This is a genomic window from Brevibacterium sp. S111 (assembly GCF_004745075.1).
In the GTDB taxonomy this organism is placed as follows: Bacteria; Actinomycetota; Actinomycetes; order Actinomycetales; family Brevibacteriaceae; genus Brevibacterium.
The window spans coordinates 142,162-156,204 of record NZ_RHFH01000006.1 but is presented as its reverse complement, the minus strand read 5'-3'; the positions used below and the strand labels follow the sequence as shown (position 1 = coordinate 156,204).

Below are 14,043 nucleotides of genomic sequence, written 5' to 3'. Positions count from 1 at the left end.
GGCCCGCGGTCGGGTGCGGCTTCGGGAGCGTGGCTAGCCGCGCACGAGTGCTTCGGTCAGCGTCCTCGCGGCGTCGATGACGGACTTCGCGTGCAGGCGACCCGGCTGCCGGGTGAGCCGGTCGACGGGGCCGGAGATCGAGACGGCCGCGACCACGCGATTGCTCGGCCCGCGCACGGGGGCCGACACCGAGGCGACACCGCGCTCGCGTTCAGCGATCGACTGCGCCCATCCTCGGCGACGGATACCGGAGAGCATGGTCGCGGAGAACCGGGCCCCGCGCAGCCCGGTGTGCAGCCGGTCGGGCTCCTCCCAAGCCAGCAGCACCTGGGCGGCGGAACCGGCGCGCATCGACAGCGTCGCCCCGATCGGCACGGAGTCGCGCAGACCCACGGGGCGTTCGGCCGCGGCCACGCACAGACGCAGATCGCCCTGACGGCGGAAGAGCTGGGCGGACTCACCGGTCTGATCGCGCAGCTGCCCGAGCACGGGACCGGCCGCGGCCAGCAGGCGATCCTCGCCGGCGGCCGAGGACAGCTCGGCCAGGCGCGGACCGAGGACGAAGCGCCCCTGCAGGTCACGACCGACGATGCGGTGGAATTCGAGGGCAACAGCCAGGCGGTGGGCAGTGGGGCGTGCCAGTCCGGTCAGCGTCACCAATTCGGCGAGAGAGGCGGGTCCGGCCTCAAGTGCGGAGAGAACCATTGCGGCCTTGTCGATGACCCCGACGCCGCTACCATTGCTTGTCATAGACACCATTGTGCGCGTCTCAGTGGGCGAGATGCAAGTTCGCATTGCGATACGGGCGAGTAGATTTCCCTTACGCACTCACTCCAGTGCAGACAACCCAGTTCATCGACGCGCCGACCCTCGTCGCGTCAGATCTACATCGGGTGCAGGGAACCCCTGCACCGGCGGGAGGAACCATGCCACGCACATTGGCCGAGAAGGTCTGGGCCGATCACGTCGTCTCACTTGGTGTTGACGGTGCGCCGGACCTTATCTACATCGACCTCCACCTCGTCCACGAGGTCACCAGCCCGCAGGCCTTCGATGGACTCCGACTCGCCGGGCGCCCCGTGCGCCGCCCCGACCTCACGATCGCCACCGAGGACCACAACACACCGACCTGGGACATCGACAAGCCGATCGCCGAACCCACCTCGGCCACGCAGATCAACACCCTGCGCAAGAACGCCGGGGAGTTCGGGATCCGCCTGCACAGCCTCGGCGACGCCGACCAGGGCATCGTCCACGTCGTCGGACCGCAGCTGGGCTTGACCCAGCCGGGCACGACCGTCGTCTGCGGCGACTCGCACACCTCCACCCACGGTGCTTTCGGGGCTCTGGCCTTCGGCATCGGCACCTCCGAGGTCGAGCATGTGCTCGCCACTCAGACGCTGAGTCTCAAACCGTTCAAGACGATGTCGATCACCGTCGACGGCGACCTGCCCGAAGGCTCGTCCGCCAAGGACATCATCCTCGCCATCATCGCGAAGATCGGCACCGGCGGAGGACAGGGCTACGTCCTCGAATACCGCGGCTCGGCGATCCGTCAGCTGTCGATGGAAGCACGCATGACGATCTGCAATATGTCGATCGAAGCCGGCGCCCGCGCCGGAATGGTCGCCCCCGACGAGACGACCTTCGACTACGTCAAGGGCCGCCCGCATGCCCCCGAAGGCGAAGACTGGGACGCCGCAGTCGAATACTGGAAGACCCTCTACACCGATGAAGGCGCCGAATTCGACGCCGAGGTCGTCCTCAAGGCCGAAGACATCGAACCCTTCGTCACCTGGGGCACGAACCCCGGGCAGGGCCTGCCGCTGTCGGCCTCGGTGCCCAGCCCCGATGACTTCACCGACGAGAACGACAAGACCGCCGCGGCCAACGCCCTGGCCTACATGGGGCTGACCCCGGGCACCCCACTGCGCGAGATCGCCGTGGACACCGTCTTCCTCGGCTCCTGCACGAACTCCCGGATCGAGGACCTGCGGGCCGCTGCCGAGATCGTCCGCGGCCGGAAGAAAGCCGAGAACGTCCGCTTCATGGTCGTGCCCGGCTCGGCGAAGGTCCGCCTCCAGGCCGAGGACGAAGGCCTGGACAGGATCTTCAAGGACTTCGGCGGCGAATGGCGCTTCGCCGGCTGCTCGATGTGCCTGGGCATGAACCCCGACCAGCTCGCCGAAGGCGAACGCTGCGCCTCGACATCGAACCGCAACTTCGAAGGCCGCCAGGGCAAGGGCGGACGCACCCACCTCGTCTCACCGCTCGTGGCTGCGGCCACCGCGGTGCGCGGCACCCTGTCCTCGCCCGGCGACGTCGCCGACCTGCCGCGGGACGCCGAACCCGTGGAATGGGCCGACGAACGACTCAGCCTGTCCCTGACCCCGATCTCGGCGAACGACTGAAGAAGGAAGACGAGCCATGGAAGCTTTCAGCACCCACACCGGCGTCGGCGTTCCTCTGCGCCGATCCAATATCGACACCGACCAGATCATCCCCGCGAAGTTCCTCAAGCGGGTCACCCGCACCGGCTTCGAAGACGCTCTGTTCTACCGGTGGCGGACCAGTGACGACTTCGTCCTCAATGACCCGGACTTCTCGGCCGGCTCCGTGCTCGTGGCCGGCCCCGACTTCGGCACCGGGTCCTCACGCGAACATGCCGTCTGGGCGCTCAAGGACTACGGCTTCCGGGTCGTGCTGTCCTCGCGCTTCGGCGACATCTTCCGCGGCAACTCCGGCAAGGAGGGCCTGCTGGCCGCGCAGCTCGAACAGCACGACATCGAGCTGATCTGGAAGATCCTCGAAAACCAGCCGGGCACCTCCATCACCGTCGATCTCGAGGAGAAGACAGTGACCTGCGATTCGGTCACCGTGCCCTTCCAGATCGACGACTACACGCGCTGGCGCCTGCTCGAAGGCCACGACGACATCAGCCTCACCCTGGCCAAGGAAGAGGACATCGTCGCCTACGAATCCTCCCGGTTCGCGTTCAAGCCCAAGACCCTGCCCGCCAAGGTCTGACCCTCGCCGAGGCGGCCGACTCCGGCTCGGGTCGGCCCCGCCTCGGCGAGTCGGTGGGAACCCGATGCCTGCGATAGTCTAGGACGGTGCCCCGGCCAACGTTCGGGCACCGTCTCCGGGCGTCACCATGCCCGGATCCGATCATCGGAATCAGGGAGGAACATGCTCGAAGTACGTGGGGGAAGCCCGCTGGACGGCACCGTCAGAGTCCGCGGCGCCAAGAACCTGGTGCCCAAGGCGATGGTCGCCTCCCTGCTGGGAGAGACCCCATCCGTGCTCCGCGGTGTGCCCCAGATCCGCGACGTCGAGATCGTCACCGGACTCCTCGAGCTCCACGGGGTGCGTGTGAGCTCGGCCCCCGACGGAGACCAGCCCGACGGTGAACTCCACCTCGACCCTGCCGACGTCGCGCAGGGCTCGATCGTCGACATCGACGCTCACGCCGGCTCCTCGCGCATCCCGATCCTCTTCTGCGGACCGTTGCTGCACAGTCTCGGGCAGGCCTTCATCCCCGACCTCGGCGGCTGCCATATCGGGGACCGGCCCATCAACTTCCACCTCGACGTCCTCCGCCAGTTCGGTGCCGAGGTCGACAAGACTCCCGGCGGTATCATGCTCAAGGCGACCAGCCGCCTGCAGGGAACGAAGGTCGAACTGCCCTACCCCTCGGTCGGCGCCACCGAACAGGTGCTGCTGACAGCCGTGCGCGCCGAAGGCGTGACCGAGCTGCGCAATGCCGCGATCGAACCCGAGATCATGGACCTCATCGCGCTGCTGCAGAAGATGGGTGCGATCATCACCGTCGACACCGACCGGGTCGTGCGCATCGAAGGCGTGGAGTCGCTGCGCGGCTTCATCCACCGTGCCCTGCCCGATCGCAATGAGACCGCCTCCTGGGCCTCGGCCGCCCTGGCCACCGGGGGAGACATCTTCGTCGCCGGAGCCAGCCAGCCCGAGCTCATCACCTTCCTCAACATCTTCCGCAAGATCGGCGGCGAGTTCGAGGTCCAGGAATCAGGAATCCGTTTCCGCCATCCCGGCGGCAAACTCAAATCCTTCGCCCTCGAAACCGACGTCCACCCCGGCTTCATGACCGACTGGCAGCAGCCGCTCGTCGTCGCGATGACCCAGGCCGAGGGGCTGTCGATCATCCACGAAACCGTGTATGAGAACCGCTTCGGCTTCACCGAGGCCCTGCGCGACATGGGAGCCCAGATCCAGCTCTACCGCGAATGCCTCGGCGGCACCCCCTGCCGCTTCGGCCGCCGCAACTACCAGCATTCGGCCGTGGTCTCCGGACCCACCGACCTCAAGGGCACCCGCATCGACGTGCCGGACCTGCGCGGCGGATTCAGCCATCTCATCGCCGCTCTGGCCGCCCAGGGCGCGAGCGAAGTCCACGGCATCGAACTCATCAACCGCGGATACGAGAACTTCCTCGACAAGCTCGTCGGACTCGGTGCCGAGGTGTCCGCATGAGCGCGGTCACCGAACCGGACTCGAACAACCACGACCTGGTCTCCTTCGACCCCGCCTCGGTGCGGTCTCAGAACCGGGCGGGCACCGTGGCCGCTACCGCGGCCTTCGGGCTCATGCGCACAGCCACGAAGATGAGCGTGCGCGGCATCGAACACCTGCCGCCGAAGGGCACCGGAATCATCGTCGCGGCCTACCACGCGAACCACCTCGACCCGATCCTCGTCGGGCTCGCCCTCAAACGCAACGGTCGGATGCCGCACTTCCTCGCGAAGTCCACCCTGTTCTCCGGGGCCCTCGGCCTCATTCTCAAGACGATCGGACAGATCCCGGTGCTGCGGTCATCGGCTTCGGCGGGAGACTCCCTCGAATACGCGAAAGACGCCCTGGCCCACGGGCAGACCGTCGTCATCTATCCCGAAGGCACGCTGACGAAGGACCCCGAGCTCTGGCCCCAGCATTTCAAGACCGGCACCGCCCGGCTCGCGCTCGAGACCGGAGCCCCGATCATCCCCGCCGCCCACTGGGGACTGAACACGATCTTCCCGCGCGGCCAGAAGAAGCTGCGCTTCAAACCCTTCAGCAATGAGTCGACGGTCGTCTTCGGACCGCCCGTCGACTACTCGGACCTGTGGGCCCACCGCGCCGAGAAGGCGACGATGGGGAAGCTGTCCAAACGGCTGAAGGACACCATCGCACGGATGGTCGCCGAACTGTCCGAGCGTGCACTGCCGCAGCGATTCGAAGAGAAGGAGACGGGCGAATGAGTGTGGACAAGATCGCGGTCCTCGGAGCCGGATCGTGGGGGACGACCTATGCCGCGGTCATCGCCGACGCCGGATTCCCCGTCACCCTGTGGGCCCGCCGTCCCGAGGTCGCCGAGGAGATCAACACCTCACACACGAACGACCGCTACCTCGGCGAGCGCATCCTGCCCGCGGGGCTGTCCGCGACCGCTGACGACATCGCCGCCGTCACCGACGCCGAGGTCATCGTGCTCGCCGTGCCCGCCCAGACTCTGCGACAGAACCTCTCCCGGTGGAAGCCGCACCTGCGCCCCGGGGTCAAGCTCGTGAGCCTGATGAAGGGCATCGAGGTCGACACCGGCAAACGCATGTCCGAAGTCATCGCCGAGGTCGCCGAGGTGGACGAGAACCAGATCGCCGTCGTCTCGGGCCCGAACCTCGCCCGTGAGATCGCGGACCGGCAGCCGACCGCCACCGTCGTGGCATCGGCCGATATCACCACCGCCGAGGTGGTCGCGGAGATCAGCGCGAACGCGTACTTCCGTCCGTACACGAACACCGACGTCGTCGGCGTGGAGGTCGGCGGTGCGATCAAGAACATCATCGCCCTGTCCGTGGGCATCGCCGACGGGCAGAAGCTCGGCGACAACTCGAAGGCCTCGATCATCACCCGCGGACTCGCCGAGACCTCCCGACTGGCCGCGGCCATGGGCGCGGAAGCGCACACCCTGTCCGGGCTGGCCGGGCTCGGCGACCTCGTCGCCACCTGTGCCTCACCCCTGTCGCGCAACCGCACCTTCGGGCGCCATCTCGGTGAGGGGATGAGTCTCGAGGACGTCATCGCCCACACCTCGCAGACGGCCGAAGGCGTGAAGTCGGCCCCGGCCGTGCTCGCCCTGGGCCGCCGCTTCGACGTCGACCTGCCCATCACCGAGGCGGTGTGCGCGGTGCTCGCCGGCAAGCTGCGGGTTGACGAACTCGCCGGTTTGCTGTTGTCTCGGAAGCGTAAGCACGAAGGACCCCCGGCCTAAGGAGCATCATGAGTGCGAACTCACCGTTCTACAATCTTCCCGAACTCCCGACCTTCACGCTGACCAGCACTGACATCGAGGACGGCGGGGTGCTCACCGGCCCCCAGCTCTCCGGTGCCATGGGTGTTCCCGGCGGCGAGGACGTCTCCCCGCAGCTGTCCTGGTCCGGCTTCCCGGCCGAGACCAAGGCCTTCGCCGTGACCTGCTTCGACCCCGATGCCCCGACCGGCTCGGGATTCTGGCACTGGGTCGTCACCGACCTCGACGCCACGACGACGAGCCTGCCCGCCAACGCCGGTGACCCGGCCGCAGACCTGCTGCCCGGTGGTGCCGTGACGCTGCGCAACGACGCCGGAGAGCCGCGCTTCGTCGGTGCCGCCCCTCCGGAAGGCCACGGCCCGCACCGCTACTTCTTCATCGTCACGGCCCTGGCCGAACCGCTGGGCATCGACGAATCCGCCTCACCTGCCTTCGCCGGTTTCAACATGTTCTTCAAGGGCATCGGCCGCGCGTGGCTGGAATGCACCTTCGAGGCCAAGTGAGCTAGAGTCTTTCAGTCCGCGCACACCTCGACGGCGTGCGCACCCCCGTTTCCGGTCCCAGTTCGGGGGAGCTCCACACAACAAGGAATCTCATGGCAGACAACGATCACCGGCCCCTCGTCGCAGTTCTCTTCGGCGGGCGTTCGAGCGAGCATTCCGTCAGCTGCGTCACCGCGGCCGGAGTGATCGGTGCCATCGACGCCGAAGCCTTCGACGTCCTGCCGATCGGCATCACGAAGACCGGCGTGTGGCGGGTCGTCGACGACTGGGCGAGCATGCGCTTCGACCCCCAGGACATGCCCGAGGTCACCGACAACGGCACCGAGGTGATTCCTCCGCTGGCCGCAGACGGGGCGCCTCTTCTGCAGCGCGACGCCGAGGGCAACTGCTCCGAACTCGGCTCCGTGGATGTGTTCTTCCCGCTCCTGCACGGACGCTTCGGTGAGGACGGGACGCTGCAGGGTCTGTTCGAGCTCAGCGATACCGCGTTCGTCGGTTCCGGTGTGTTCTCCTCGGCCGCGAGCATGGACAAGCACTTCACGAAGTCGCTCATGGCGCAGGCCGGGATCCCCACCTGCCCGTGGGAGCTCGTGACCGAGACGATGTGGGAGATCGACCGTGCCGAGGTCGAGGCCCGCATCGCCGGCCTGGGCCTGCCCGTGTTCGTCAAACCTGCCCGCGCCGGCTCGTCCATGGGCGTGAGCCGAGTCGCCGAGGCGGCCGACCTCGAGGCCGCACTCGCCGGAGCCTTCGAACACGATTCCAAGGTCATCGTCGAACCCCAGGTCAACGGCCGAGAGGTCGAATGCGCGGTGCTCGGCTCGCTCTACGATACGACCCTGCGCGTGTCCTCACCGGGGGAGATCAGCGTCACCGGCGACCACGCCTTCTACGATTTCGATGCGAAGTATCTCGATCTCGCCGATGCCGAGGTCACCTGCCCGGCCGACCTCGATGAGATGACGACGGAGGCGGTGCAGGACGTGGCCGCAGCGGTGTTCCGTCTCTTCGACTGCACCGGCCTGGCCCGTGTCGACACCTTCGTCACGGACACCGGGGACGTCGTCGTCAACGAACTCAACACCCTGCCCGGGTTCACCCCCACCTCGGCGTACCCGTTCATGTGGGCGAAGTCGGGAGTCGAATACTCCGAGCTCATCGGCGAACTCATCTCCATCGCGCTCGTCGATCACGCCCGCGCGAAGTGAACCTCTAGTCTTCGACGTCCTCGGCGCCGACGCATTCGGCTTCGGGCTCGAGCTTCGCCAGGGCCGGGGAGACCGCGGCGAGCACATCGTTGCCGGATTCGGCCTTGCGGTTGACGAGCACCTCGACGGCGGGCTTCCGGCCATAGCTGGTGAACATCCACGTCGCATCGTCATCGTCGTCCGACGGCTTCGAGATCCAATCGACTCCGCTGACACTCACACACTGATCGGTCGTCGGCCCGGGCGGGGTGACCCCGCAGCGCAGCACCGCGATGTTCGGATCGCCCCACGCCTTCGTGCCCTGTGAGGACGTGGTGCGGGCCTTCTGCCCGGAGATCTCATCGGGCAGGGTGAGCATGATGTCCGCACACTTCGGGTTCGCGGCATCCTTCGCCGGTTCGACGATGACCTTGTGCGCACAGCCGGAGAGCGCGACGCCGACCAATACGGCGGCCACGGCGGCCAGGGCCAGAGAGCGCGGGCGATGCGGCGACCGCGAGGCGCGGCGCGGCGACTGTGAGACGCGGCGCGGCGAAGCAGAGCGAGATCTCATAGGACTACCGTATCTCCCGATAACCTGGAGGCATGACCCGACTGTCCGAACTTCGCGAATCACACATCATCGCCCGCGTGCTCACTGGCAACCCGAGCAGCGCTCACGTGATCGTCGGACCCGGAGACGATGCGGCCGTGACCGCACCGGACGGTCGGCTCGTATCGACGGCGGACATGCTGGTGGAGAACGAGGATTTCACCCGCGACTGGTTGGAATGGGAGAAGCTCGGCCGGAAGGCCGCCGCCCAGAACCTCGCCGATGTCTGCGCCATGGGTGCCCGCCCGCACGGACTGCTCGTGTCCCTGGCCGTTCCCGACGACACGGACATCACCGCCGTCGAAGCCCTGTACTCGGGTCTTTTCGCCGAGGCGGGGCGTGCCGGTGCCGCACTCGAGACCACCGTGCCGATCATCGGCGGAGATCTGTCGTCCTCCGGCCTCATCGTCGTCGCGATCACCGCACTCGGGACCGTGGGCCAGGGCAGCACCGCGGCCGCTGTCGGCACCGCAGGTGTGGACGGGCCGGGCACGGGTCCGGCGATTCTGCGCTCCGGCGCCCGACCGGGAGATTCTCTCTACCTCGCCGGGACGGTCGGTCGGGCCGCGGCCGGACTCGACCTCCTCTTCTCCGGTCTCCGACCGGACACGGCCGCACCCGAACTCGCCTCCCTCATCACCGCCCAACTGGCCCCACGCCCCGACTACGGGGCGCTGCTCGGTCTGAGGGCCGCCTCGGCGATGATCGACGTCTCCGACGGTCTGAGCCTCGATCTGGCCCGGATCGCCGTCGCCTCGGGGGTCGGCGTCGAGCTCGACCGGACGGCGCTGCAGGATCTCGTCGACCCGCTGCTGCCGGCCGCTGAACAGGTGCTCGGTGAAGTGGCGGGTGCAGCGGACCTCGCCCTGTCCTGGGTCCTCCACGGAGGAGAGGACCACGGCTTCGTCGCGTCGAGCGCCTCGAGTCAGGACCCTGGAGTAGGCTGGCGGAGAATCGGTGAGATCCGCACCGGACACGATGTCAGCCTCGACGGCACACCCGTGCCGACGAGCGGTTTCAGCCATTTCGGGAAGTGACATGAGCAACGCCATCAGCCTCAACGGTCGACTGGCCGCCCGTTGGGCCCGTCGGGCGGTCGACCGGCTGCGCAAGGAACGCACCGAGATCGACGAACTCAACGTCTTCCCCGTCCCCGACGGCGACACCGGCACGAACATGTACCACACCCTGCGCTCGGCCTACCTCGCCGTCGAAGAACTCACCGGACCCGTCACCCTCCCGCAGGTCGTGGCCGCACTCGCCGCCGGTGCCGGCCGAGGCGCACGCGGCAACTCCGGACTCATCCTCGCCGTCGCCCTCCAAGGCGTCGCCGATGCCTTGGCCGAGGTCACCGTCGCCACCGCCGACGCGATGGCCACCGCCCTCGAGACCGCATCCGACCGGGCCCGCGCCGCCGTCGCCCGGCCCGTCGACGGCACCATGCTCACGGTCCTTGACGCGATGGCCACCGAGGCGCGTGAACGCGCCGAGACCGGTGGTGACCTGCTCGAAGTCATCGAAGCCGTGCGCGAACGCTCGCGTTCGGCCCTGCGTGAGACCACCGGTCAGCTCACGGTCCTGCGCGAAGCCGAAGTCGTCGACGCGGGATCGACCGGCATCGTCGAACTCTTCGACCTCCTCTACGCGACCGTCACCGGACGCACCCCGCAGGATTCGATGCTCACCGAGGTGGCCCGCGCCCCGAAGATCATCCACGAGGCCACGGCCGAGGAGCTCGAGATCGTCGTGATCCTCGCGACCGCCCCCGCCGCCGAGCTCGCTGAGGAGCTCGACCGCCTCGGCGGGACCTCGATCGTCATCACCGCGCACAAGGTCCACGTCCACGTCATCGACGAAACGGTCGCCGCGACGGTCATCGACCACCTCGGCGGCTATGGGATCGCTCGCCTGGACATGGAGGATCTGCGCCTGCACGAGGAGGAGGGGGAGACGAAGCTCGTCGCCCTCGTCCAGGGCACGGGACTGCTCATGCATGCTGCGCTCAACGGGGCCACGGCACTGACCTCGTCGGTCGGGGATCTCGCGGAGACGATGTCCGAACTCATCGCCTCCGAAGACCGTGAGGTGATCGTCGTGCCCAGCTCCACTTCGGCGCTCAAGGCCCTCTCCGGGCTGCGCGCGGTCACGGGAAAGGATGCGGAACGGGCCGGGCGGGCGCAGGTCGTGCGCTCACGCAACGCCGCCACCCTGCTCTCGGCTCTGGCCGTCTACGATCCCTTCGCCCCGGCCGCGGAGATCTTCGCCGATATGACCGAAGCCGCTGCCGGCACCCGGGTCGGGACGATCTTCTCGGCCGATCAACTCGCCACGGACCCGCCGACCGGGGTGCTGCCGATCGTCCGCGAAGGCGACGACGCAGGAACAGCCTCGGCGCTGGGAGCAGCGGCTCATCCGGCGCAGTTCTACCGGGTCTACATCGAAGGCAAGGCGAAGACGCAGAGCACGGAGCTGAGCACGCTCGTCGTCAAACTCGCCGACCGGCTCCTCGGGGCCGGGGGAGAGCTGCTCACCGTCGTCCACGGACCCGACTGCGTCCCCGAGGTGCTCGACCATCTGCGGGACTGGATCGCGAAGTCCCACGACAATGTCCACTTCCAGGAGTTCGACGCCCGCGACCGCGGGGTGCTCGTCATCATGGGGGTCGAATGACGACCCGGCTCGAAGACAATTTCCGCAAGGCCGACCGCACGCACCTGGCCAAACGCGGTGTGCACACGGTGGCCGACCTGTTCCGGTTCTTCCCCCGTCGCTACCTCGTCCCCGGTGAGTCCACACGGTTGGGCGATCTGCCGCTGGGGGAGACCGCGATCATCCAGGCCGAGGTGATCAGCGTGAGCACACGGCGGATGAAGCAGCGGCGCGGCACGATCACCGAGGTCATCGTCCACGACGGGGAACAGTCGATGAAGATCGCGTTCTTCAACCAGCACTGGTTGGACAAGGCTCTGACGCCGGGGCTGACCGTGGTATTCGGCGGCAAGGTCGAATCTTACCGCGGGCAGCTCACCCTGGCCTCCCCTGCGTGGCTCAACCGCACCGAGGACGACCACGAGTGGACGCCAGAGGATCTCAACTCGCCGTTTCCCATCTACCCGGCGGTCAAGAAGATCGCGCAGTCGCGGCTGTGGAGCGCGATCAAGACTCTGCTCAGCGTGGCCGGGCCCGAAGAGTTCGCCGACCCCCTGCCCAAGGGCCTGCGCGAGAAATACGATCTGCCGGATCTGCGTACGGCGCTCGAGGACATGCACAAGCCGCGCCGGATCGAGGACGTCGAGAGGGCCCGCCAGCGGTGGAAGTGGGAAGAGGCGCTGGCCCTGCAGACCGAATTCGTCTCCCGCAAGGCCGCCTATGCGCAGGAGAACGCCACCCCGCTGCTGACCGAGGGGCCGAAGAGCCGGCGCTTCGACTCCTCGCTGCCCTTCACGCTCACCCCGTCCCAGGTCAGAGTCGGTGAGGAGATCGGTGCGGACATGGGCCGGGAGCAGCCGATGCACCGACTCCTCCACGGAGATGTCGGCTCCGGCAAGACCCTCGTGGCTCTGCGGGCGATGCTCACTGCCGTCGATTCCGGGGCCCAAGCCGCGATGCTCGCCCCCACCGAGGTCCTCGCGACTCAGCATTTCCACTCCATCCAGCACTTCCTCGGCGAACAGATGGGGCTCTCGCCCCTGCTGTCCGAGGACGACCAGGTGACGGTGGCGCTCATGACCGGATCGATGCCGGCCCGGGAGCGGCGGGAACTCGCCCTCGACCTGGCCACCGGGAACATCGACATCGTCGTCGGCACGCATGCGCTGCTGTCGGAATCGACGATCTTCGAGAACCTCGGGCTCATCGTCGTCGATGAACAGCACCGCTTCGGTGTCGAACAGCGTGAGGCGATGCGGGCCAAGGGCGGGGAGTCCACCCCGCACACGCTCGTGATGTCCGCGACCCCGATCCCGCGCACGGTCGCGATGACGGTCTTCGCCGATCTCGACATCTCGACACTGACCGAGATGCCGGCCGGGCCGAAGAACATCGCCACCCACGTCGTGCCGATCGTCGACCAGCCGAACTGGTTCGCACGGGTCCGGACGCTCATGCGCGAGACCGTCGAATCGGGGCGCGGGGTCTTCGTCGTCTTCCCTCGGATCGAACCCACGGACATCGAGGACCCGGAGACCGGTGCCGTGATCGGACAGAAGCAGGGCATCGAGGATCTCAGCCGCAAACTCGAAGACACCCCGGAGCTGTCGGGGAAGAGATTCGGGCTGCTGCACGGGCGGATGTCGACCGGTGAGAAGGACAAGGTGCTCAAGGACTTCGCCGACGGGGACATCGAGATCCTCGTCTCGACGACGGTCATCGAGGTCGGAGTCGACGTGTCACGGGCGACGATGATGGTCATCGCCGAGGCGGAGAACTTCGGTGTCGCCCAGCTCCACCAGCTGCGCGGACGTGTCGGACGTGACGGCAGTGCGGCCATGTGCTTCCTGCTCACCGAGCTGAGCGAGACCGATGAGAGCTTCGCGCGGCTGCAGGCCGTGGCCGAGACGCTCGACGGATTCGCCCTCGCCGAGTACGATCTGGATTCCCGCGGGGAAGGCGATGTGCTCAGCGCCTCCCAATGGGGCGGATCCTCGCTGCGGCACCTGTCGATCCTCCGGGATTCCGAGATCGTGGCTGAAGCCAGGAGAGTCGCCGAGCAGATCGTCGCCGTCGACCCGCAGCTCGACGCGGTACCGGCGCTCAAGGCCTTCATCCGGCGGGTGCTGCCCGAAGGCGACGCACACTTCATCGAAGCAGGCTGAGGAGGCAGGTATGAGAATCATCGCCGGAGCGCACAAGGGTGCCCGCTTGTCCTCCCCGTCCGGGGCGAACACGCGCCCCACCGCCGATCGGGTCAAGGAATCCCTGTTCTCGATGCTCGAAGGCTATGGGGTGCTGCAGGCCGCGAACGTCCTCGACCTCTTCGCCGGATCCGGAGGCCTCGGATTCGAAGCGATGTCGCGGGGCGCCGCGCAGGTCGACTTCGTCGATTCGTCGCTGACTTCCATCCGCTCCCTGCAGTCCAATGCCGAGAAGCTCGGTATCGAACACTCCGCGGAGGTGCACGCCGGAGACGTCCTCCACTTCCTGGCGGGACTGCCGGTGACGGACGCCCCGGAAGCGCGGACGTTCGACCTCGTGTTCATGGACCCGCCGTATCCGCTCAGCGAAGACGCGGTCACACAGATCCTCGGACGGCTGACCGCGCACCTGGATCTCGAGTCGATCGTCGTCGTCGAACGCGCCGCACGCTCACCCGAGCCGACGATGCCCGACGGGCTGGAAGTCTTCCGGTCGAAGACCTTCGGTGAGACCGCGGTCCATTTCGTCCAGCTCGTCGGGGAGCCGGGCGAGGCCTGACTCCCCGAC

At 67.6% G+C, this 14,043-nt stretch carries 13 protein-coding genes; 11 read left to right on the top strand and 2 right to left on the bottom strand.

Annotated elements, in window-relative coordinates; all coding sequences use genetic code 11:
* Positions 1 to 33: 33 nt before the first annotated feature.
* Positions 34 to 750, bottom strand: a complete 717-nt coding sequence (locus EB836_RS08815; protein ID WP_135539510.1) for an IclR family transcriptional regulator — start codon at positions 748 to 750, stop codon at positions 34 to 36.
* A gap of 176 nt (positions 751 to 926) precedes the next feature.
* Here EB836_RS08815 and leuC point away from each other — a divergent pair, with 176 nt between their 5' ends.
* From leuC to EB836_RS08780, 7 genes are all read left to right on the top strand, one after another.
* Positions 927 to 2,411 carry a 3-isopropylmalate dehydratase large subunit gene (gene leuC / locus EB836_RS08810; RefSeq protein ID WP_135539508.1) on the top strand — a complete coding sequence of 495 codons (1,485 nt, stop codon included), beginning with the start codon at positions 927 to 929 and terminating at the stop codon, positions 2,409 to 2,411.
* A 16-nt stretch (positions 2,412 to 2,427) separates the two neighbouring features.
* Positions 2,428 to 3,027, top strand: coding sequence for a 3-isopropylmalate dehydratase small subunit (gene leuD, locus EB836_RS08805; protein ID WP_135539506.1), 600 nt, complete (start codon positions 2,428 to 2,430; stop codon positions 3,025 to 3,027).
* A 162-nt stretch (positions 3,028 to 3,189) separates the two neighbouring features.
* Entirely contained in the window at positions 3,190 to 4,506 is a 1,317-nt protein-coding gene (murA, locus tag EB836_RS08800) for a UDP-N-acetylglucosamine 1-carboxyvinyltransferase (RefSeq protein ID WP_135539504.1), read from the top strand.
* Positions 4,503 to 5,270 (top strand): lysophospholipid acyltransferase family protein, encoded by a 768-nt coding sequence (locus EB836_RS08795; RefSeq protein ID WP_135539502.1) that lies wholly within the window; start codon positions 4,503 to 4,505, stop codon positions 5,268 to 5,270. The genes murA and EB836_RS08795 overlap by 4 nt, the downstream gene beginning before the upstream one ends.
* Positions 5,267 to 6,280 carry an NAD(P)H-dependent glycerol-3-phosphate dehydrogenase gene (locus tag EB836_RS08790; protein ID WP_135539500.1) on the top strand — a complete coding sequence of 338 codons (1,014 nt, stop codon included), beginning with the start codon at positions 5,267 to 5,269 and terminating at the stop codon, positions 6,278 to 6,280. Before EB836_RS08795 ends, EB836_RS08790 begins: the two co-directional genes overlap by 4 nt.
* Positions 6,281 to 6,288: 8 nt before the next feature.
* Positions 6,289 to 6,822 (top strand): YbhB/YbcL family Raf kinase inhibitor-like protein, encoded by a 534-nt coding sequence (locus tag EB836_RS08785; RefSeq protein ID WP_135539498.1) that lies wholly within the window; start codon positions 6,289 to 6,291, stop codon positions 6,820 to 6,822.
* A 92-nt stretch (positions 6,823 to 6,914) separates the two neighbouring features.
* The gene (locus tag EB836_RS08780) at positions 6,915 to 8,030 is read left to right on the top strand and encodes a D-alanine--D-alanine ligase family protein (RefSeq protein WP_135539496.1); all 1,116 of its coding nucleotides are present in this window, start codon (positions 6,915 to 6,917) and stop codon (positions 8,028 to 8,030) included.
* Positions 8,031 to 8,034: 4 nt separating this feature from the next.
* Here EB836_RS08780 and EB836_RS08775 read toward each other — a convergent pair whose 3' ends face one another.
* Positions 8,035 to 8,583, bottom strand: a complete 549-nt coding sequence (locus tag EB836_RS08775; protein ID WP_135539494.1) for a DUF3515 domain-containing protein — start codon at positions 8,581 to 8,583, stop codon at positions 8,035 to 8,037.
* A gap of 32 nt (positions 8,584 to 8,615) precedes the next feature.
* On the opposite strand from EB836_RS08775, the gene thiL reads away from it, so the two are divergent.
* The 4 genes from thiL to rsmD are packed head-to-tail and all read left to right on the top strand — an operon-like array spanning position 8,616 to position 14,034.
* The gene (gene thiL / locus EB836_RS08770; RefSeq protein ID WP_135539492.1) at positions 8,616 to 9,659 is read left to right on the top strand and encodes a thiamine-phosphate kinase; all 1,044 of its coding nucleotides are present in this window, start codon (positions 8,616 to 8,618) and stop codon (positions 9,657 to 9,659) included.
* A gap of 1 nt (position 9,660) precedes the next feature.
* Entirely contained in the window at positions 9,661 to 11,292 is a 1,632-nt protein-coding gene (locus EB836_RS08765) for a DAK2 domain-containing protein (RefSeq protein WP_135539490.1), read from the top strand.
* Positions 11,289 to 13,436 (top strand): ATP-dependent DNA helicase RecG, encoded by a 2,148-nt coding sequence (locus tag EB836_RS08760; protein ID WP_135539488.1) that lies wholly within the window; start codon positions 11,289 to 11,291, stop codon positions 13,434 to 13,436. The genes EB836_RS08765 and EB836_RS08760 overlap by 4 nt, the downstream gene beginning before the upstream one ends.
* A 10-nt stretch (positions 13,437 to 13,446) precedes the next feature.
* A complete protein-coding gene (gene rsmD / locus EB836_RS08755) occupies positions 13,447 to 14,034 on the top strand; it encodes a 16S rRNA (guanine(966)-N(2))-methyltransferase RsmD (RefSeq protein WP_135539486.1) in 588 nt (195 codons plus the stop codon).
* Positions 14,035 to 14,043 lie beyond the last annotated feature (9 nt).